The organism is Aerococcus sp. L_32 (assembly GCF_050689315.1).
Genome location: NZ_JBOEQF010000122.1, coordinates 1 through 6,472 on the forward strand (window position 1 = coordinate 1; position 6,472 = coordinate 6,472).

Annotated in this window: 6 protein-coding genes and 1 pseudogene; 3 read left to right on the forward strand and 4 right to left on the reverse strand. The window is 36.7% G+C overall.

The window, feature by feature from the left end; genetic code table 11:
- A partial coding sequence (locus ACRCJ0_RS08415) for an FAD-dependent oxidoreductase (RefSeq protein WP_431390165.1) occupies positions 1 to 988 on the forward strand: 988 nt, incomplete at its 5' end.
- Positions 989 to 1,040: 52 nt separating this feature from the next.
- Positions 1,041 to 1,229, forward strand: a pseudogene (locus tag ACRCJ0_RS08420) (transposase); the annotation flags it as partial.
- A 103-nt stretch (positions 1,230 to 1,332) separates the two neighbouring features.
- Here ACRCJ0_RS08420 and ACRCJ0_RS08425 read toward each other — a convergent pair.
- From ACRCJ0_RS08425 to ACRCJ0_RS08440, 4 genes are read right to left on the reverse strand one after another with little or no spacing between them, the layout of a single operon-like run.
- On the reverse strand, positions 1,333 to 2,577 hold the full coding sequence (locus ACRCJ0_RS08425) for a NupC/NupG family nucleoside CNT transporter (RefSeq protein ID WP_417894154.1): 1,245 nt from the start codon (positions 2,575 to 2,577) through the stop codon (positions 1,333 to 1,335).
- Positions 2,578 to 2,579: 2 nt separating this feature from the next.
- Positions 2,580 to 3,737 carry an iron-containing alcohol dehydrogenase gene (locus ACRCJ0_RS08430; protein WP_431390166.1) on the reverse strand — a complete coding sequence of 386 codons (1,158 nt, stop codon included), beginning with the start codon at positions 3,735 to 3,737 and terminating at the stop codon, positions 2,580 to 2,582.
- Between the two features lie 16 nt (positions 3,738 to 3,753).
- On the reverse strand, positions 3,754 to 4,446 hold the full coding sequence (locus ACRCJ0_RS08435; RefSeq protein ID WP_431390167.1) for a phosphoribosylanthranilate isomerase: 693 nt from the start codon (positions 4,444 to 4,446) through the stop codon (positions 3,754 to 3,756).
- A 19-nt stretch (positions 4,447 to 4,465) separates the two neighbouring features.
- Positions 4,466 to 5,416 (reverse strand): carbohydrate kinase family protein, encoded by a 951-nt coding sequence (locus tag ACRCJ0_RS08440; protein WP_431390168.1) that lies wholly within the window; start codon positions 5,414 to 5,416, stop codon positions 4,466 to 4,468.
- 183 nt (positions 5,417 to 5,599) lie between these two features.
- Here ACRCJ0_RS08440 and ACRCJ0_RS08445 point away from each other — a divergent pair.
- A partial coding sequence (locus ACRCJ0_RS08445) for a PfkB family carbohydrate kinase (protein WP_431390169.1) occupies positions 5,600 to 6,472 on the forward strand: 873 nt, incomplete at its 3' end.

A 6,472-nucleotide genomic window follows, 5' to 3' on the forward strand; every position in this document is an offset into this window, starting at 1 on the left:
CATCTTCTACTTACGTGGTAGAAACTGGGCAGATAAAGTGAAAAACCGTATGGCATCAGCTAAAAAAGCTGTTATTGTTGGTGCAGGATACATCGGTATCGAAGTAGCAGTTGCTTATGCACAAGCTGGTATTGATGTTACAGTTGTTGACTTCGTAGACTCAATCTTACCAACTTATCTTGACAGTGAATTCACTGATCTTCTAACAAAACATATGGAAGACAAAGGTATGAAAATTAAAACTGGTGAAGGTGTTAAGGAATTTAAAGTTAACGAAAACAACGAAGTAACTGCTGTAGTAACGGATAAAGGAACTTACGAAGCTGATACAGTTGTTATCAGTGTTGGTGTTCGTCCAAACACACAATGGTTGAAAGACACTTTAACCCTTGATGGTCGTGGTTTTGTTGAAGTCAACGAACACATGGAAACTTCAGTTAAAGATGTTTACGCTGCCGGTGATGCAACTGCCATTCCTTTTGCACCAACAAACGACAAAGCTTACATTGCTTTAGCAACTAACGCTCGTCGCCAAGGTGTCATCATGGCTCGTCACGCAAGTGGTGATGCAGACGCTAAAATTGGTCGCGTAAACGGTACATCAGGTCTTGCTGTATTTGACTACAAATTCGCAACTACTGGTATCAAAGATGCTAACGCTAGCTCATACAAGGGCAACGTGAAATCTGTTTATAAAGAAGACTTAATCCGTCCTTCATTTATGCATGACGAAGAAAAAGTCTTAATGAAACTTCACTATGATGCAGATAACGGTCGCGTATTAGGTGCTCAATTAATGTCAACTTACGACATTCTTCAAGCTATTAATGCTGTATCTGTTGCGATTGAAGCTGAATGGACTGTAGACCAATTAGCACTAGCTGATTTCTTCTTCCAACCAGAATTCAACCGCCCTTGGAACTTCTTAAATGTCTTAGCGCAAGAAGCTCAAGGTCAACCATACGGCGCAGACACAATGATTTTCTAATCCAAACGAAAACCACTTTTTCGCCACAGATATATAACATCCATATAAAAAAATAAACGAAGATGGCTCAGCTCTTTTCGCATGTAGAAAAATTGATGTTGAGCCGGTATTCGGACAGATTAAACAAAACTTAGGATTCCGAAGGACTCATTTAAGAGGAAAAGATAAAGTAAAAACAGATATTGGTCTAGTATTGATGGCTAATAACATCATAAAAGTCCAAAAGAGACTGATAAATTAAAAGAGAGGAAATAGATTTCACTTCGAAATCTATTTCCTCTCTTTATTTAGTTAACTGAGACTTGTTTTGTCCCAGCCTCGTTTTCTATATTATGTTATCAAAGTTAAAAGAACATACCCACTATTGCCGCTACAAGCAGTGATGACAATGTCGCACCAAGCAGTAGTTTACCCAGGTAACCACCAACAATTTCAGCTTTTTCTTCGCTTATAGCCTTAATACCGCCAGTAACAATACCTAAAGTACCTAAGTTAGCAAAGCTCATACAATATACTGAAATCATCGCTAAAGATTTTTCTGAGATAATGCCAGTTAAATTACCTACCTCAGCTAAGGCCACAAACTCATTGGTAAATAATTTTTGTGCCATAATAGAACCAACTTCTACAATATCCACACTTGGTACACCAATAGCAAATGCAACTGGTGAGAAAATGTACCCAACAACTTCCGTAAATGTAACACCTACTAAAGCATCTAGTCCATTATTCAAGAATGTGATAATCGCAACAAACCCCACCAAAGTAGCTGCTACAGCGACTGCTAATCCCCAACCATTAGAAATATAATCACTAATTACAGAAATAAAGTTAGGCTTCACTTCATTTTCTTCTTCAACCTCTGAAATACTCTCAATCTCAGTAGGTTTGTTTGCATTCATTTTTTCTTCCATATATTTATTCTCTGTCGCCGTGTCGTACGGATTAATAAAACTAGAAATAATAAATGTTGCAAAAATATTTAGAAACACTGCAACTACAACATATTCACCAGGGATCATCTCCATATATGCAGCCAGAGTAGATGCTGCAACTGTTGAGGTAGAGGTCATTAGAAATGTAAACAACCTCTTCCCACTCATCGCTAGAATCTGGTCTTTAATGGTCATATATGCAGTCGGTTGCCCAATCATTGTAGTCATAATAGAATACTGGCTTTCTAACTCACCAACACCAGTGATTTTATTAATTGCCCAACCTACCCATTTCATAATAAAAGGTAAGATTTTTAAATAATCTAAAATACCAATTAAAGCAGAGAAGAAGACAATTGGTAATAATACGTTAAAGAAGAATACGCTAGCACCTTCTTCAAACATAATGCCACCAAAAACGAAATTAATGCCTCCTTGGGCTTGTACATTCAACCATGCAAAGGCATTTGAAATCCCTTGCAATAAGGAAATACCAAATGTTGTACGTAAAGATACGAATGCTACAATAAACATCAATACAAACATTACACCAATATTTACTAAGCGATTTTTGATTTCTTTTCTATCCCAAGATGCAAAATAAGCAATTGCCAAAATCAATATAACACCAATGATGTTTCTGATAATTCCCATAATTATTCACCCTCAATAATCTCTGTCATTAACCTTCTTACAACTTTTTCATCTAAGGGTAACGGCGTATTTGATGCAAAACGTTCTTTAACAACTTCTGACGAAAGATTAATAAATACTTCTTTATCAATATTGAATTTAGAAATTGGCTGCATTCCTAAAGTTATATCTCTGAAATGAATATAAGCTTTCGACACTAAATCCCCAATTTGATCAGCATCTTCATCACCATTAAATGTTAGCCCCAATATTTGTCCAATTTCTTTCACTTTCCTACTTTGGACACCCGAAACATATTTTAATGCCGCAGGCAATGCATAAGCACACATCATACCATGAGGTACATGGAATTCTGCGCCGGTAATATGTGCAATTGAATGCCCAATGTGGGTCCCCCCATTATTGATAGCCCATCCACCTAAAGCTGCTGCAACCTGCATCTTCGATCTTACTAACTTATCAGTTGGATTTTCAATAACTTTAGGTAAGTAGTTGACAATGATAAACATTACTTTTTCACAAATCGCATCATTAACTGGTGTTGCTAGTTTGGATGTATAAGCTTCAGCTGCATGTGAAAATGCATCTAGTCCTGTTGCTATCGTTTGTCCCAATGGTAGTGTAAGTACCCACTCTGGCGCTAATATCGCCACTTCACTCTTGGCACCATCAGCTAAAATTGTATGTTTTGAATCAGTTTCTGGATCCGTTAAGACCACCGCATTAGACAACTCACTACCTGTTCCAGATGTGGTAGGTACCGAGATTAGCCCTGGGGAATGTTTTACTGCTTTTCCTTCTATATAAGAAATAATCTTTCCGCCATTATGTGCTAAGATGTTAATCCCACGAGCAACATCTAATACACTACCGCCACCAATAGCAAAGACTGCATCGCAACTTTCTTCAGCGTAAACTTCGTATCCATTATCAACTGTTGATATAACAGGGTCCGGTTTTACTGAATCAAAAATACAGTATTGCAATCCCGCATCGGTGATTTTGTTTAGAAATGCTTTCATTAAATCAGTTCCCGCCATAAATTCATCGGTAACAATTAACGGTTTTGAATACCCCCCTTTCTGAAGCACACCAACTGCATCTTCTACAAAGTTGTCTGTAGTGAGAATATTTACACTTTGAATCATTTTATAATTCATATAAAACCGCTCCTCTTTATCGTTCCAATTCAGCTGCTGCTTTATCTGCTCTTTCACAGAATAAACGAACTTTCTCAATATCTTTTTCCATATGTCCGCCATCATATTTGATTGATGTTTTAGATAATGAGTCTACGCCAGCAGGTCTAACGTGACGAATGGCTTCCTCAACATTATCTGGTCCTAAACCACCTGCCATAATTACTGGTGTATCAACAGCTTCAACAATTGCCTTATCAATATCCCAATCATGCGTTTCACCTGATGCACCAATTCCAGTATCCGGCGCCAATCCAGTATCTGTAAGAATCCAGTCAGCAAACTTACTGTATTCAATCGCTCGATCCAAAGCGCCAGGTCCATCTACTAAAACGGCTTGCATAATTTCAATACCAGGGCAAGCTTCACGTATTTTTGTTGCAAAATCTTCGTCACACGTGAAATCCATACCTGCAAAATGTACAATATCAGGTTTTACTCGTTGACAAACATCGATAATTTCTTGTCCGTCATGATTTAACATAATCGCAACAGTTTTTACGTCTCGTTCTCTACATTTATCAAAAATCTTATCTACTAAATCATGTTCTACACGGTGAGCAAGTACACCACCATCTTGCATAGGTACCAAACCAATATGGTCTGCACCTGCATCGATTGTCTGCACTGCTTCTTCATAAGTAATAATTGAATATAATTGTTTTAACATTGTATAATCTCCTTTTATATTAGTACGAAATAGTCTCGTATGATTGTGCGTGACGGACAACTGAACGAATAGATAATTCGTCTGAAACTGAACTTTCAGTTTGTAGCGTGATGCTAGATGCAGCTTGGGCTAATTGTGAGACTTCTTCTACAGATAGAATATTGCCGTAATGGAATCTGGCCCATACCAATGTAGCCATAGAACAATCCCCCGCACCATTAGCACTAACAACCTCTGTTGGAATTACCGGTACAAAAGTTGGCTTTTGTGTCTTATCTGCAACGACCATACCTTTAGAACCTAGTGATAGATAGACATGCTCAGGCCCTAAATCAATTAATTTGCACGCAGCTTCTTTAGCCTTTCCTAAATCAGCTACTTTAACTCCTGTATATAATTCAATTTCATGTTCATTTGGTTTAATCGTATCAATCTTATCTAGAATATTTTGAACTCTATCCGCTTTGGAAACTGAAACTGGATCAACAAAAATCGGTGCAGTGACATTCTCTCCTAGCCACTCTAGTGTTTCTTTAGATAAGTTAGCATCAAATACAACAACTTCCGCTTCATTAATCACATCTAATTTATCTTGTAAGAATGCCGGTGTGATACAATCAACGATTCCCATATCATTCACACCTGTTACCATATCTCCTTCATCATCTGTAACGTAGAGATACGTTGAACTATTGGCATGATCTAATTTTTCCGCATAATCTAATTCAATATTTAATTCATTACAACTTTTTTCAAGTAATAAGCCAAAGTCATCATCACCATATGCTGTAATTAAATAGGTAGGAACTTCAAGGTTCACTAAATTATGTGCAATATTTCGCCCTACGCCACCCGGACTAAGAAACACTTTACCGATATTTGAGTCACGTTCATGATAAACTGGTCCAGAGATCCCTGCGATATCCATATTTAATCCACCGATTACTACTACGTATTTTTCAAGCCCCATTTTTACTCCTCCTGTTCTGCTGTGAACTAAATATACTATGACAAACTTTAATTTTGTTAACGGTTTCATTTTCTAGCAACAATTGTTTATAATATAAGAGAAAAAGCTCACAAATTATTCAAAATATCATTTTTAATAAACTATTGTTGAAATTCATTCTCAGTTAAATCTAAGGAGGTTAACATGACACGTAACGAAGAAGGAGTTTTATCACTAATTGCTATTAATCCTTTTATCAGCCAGGAAGAGATTGCCAAAGAAATTGGCTTATCTCGTTCTGGAGTAGCTTCCATCATTCGTAAATTAATTAGCGAGGGCCATATAGAGGGTAGAGGATATTTCATTTCCAAACCTGGTTATGTTTCTATCATAGGAGGGGTAAACGTAGATTACATAGGGCGGTCACATCAGAAAATAACCGACAAGAATTCTAATCCTGGCAAAATTCATACAGCCATAGGTGGAGCTGGTCATAATATGGCAGCTAATTTAACCAAATTACATGCAGATAACTATTTCATCACCGTTTATGGAAATGATGCAGATGGTAATCAAATCATTGTGGATTCAAAAGAACATGACATTGATATGTCTTATTCGCAAAAAATAGAGGATATGAGTACTAGTTCTTACATGTACATAGAGGATTATGAAGGCAGACGATTGTTAGGTGTAGATGATATGGAAATATATCAATATATCACCAGTGATTTTCTCGACGCTAGATATGAAATCATTAATTATTCTGACCATTGCGTGGTTGACACCAACCTTTCAAAAGATTGTTTTAAGTGGTTATATAACCACTTATCCATCCCTTTAGTTGTTAAAACAACTACTAACCTAAAAAATTCAACAATTCTTAGTTCGCAAATGAAGATCGATACACTAGTTACAACGGAGGAAGAATTTGTTGTTTTACTAAATGATTCCACTAATCAACCCTTAACTATAAAAGAAGGAATGAAATTTCTAGGCGCTAAGGGCATCGAAACAATTATTTTATATGATTATCTCAAAGGCATACTATGCTATGTACACTCAGAAGGTCAATTT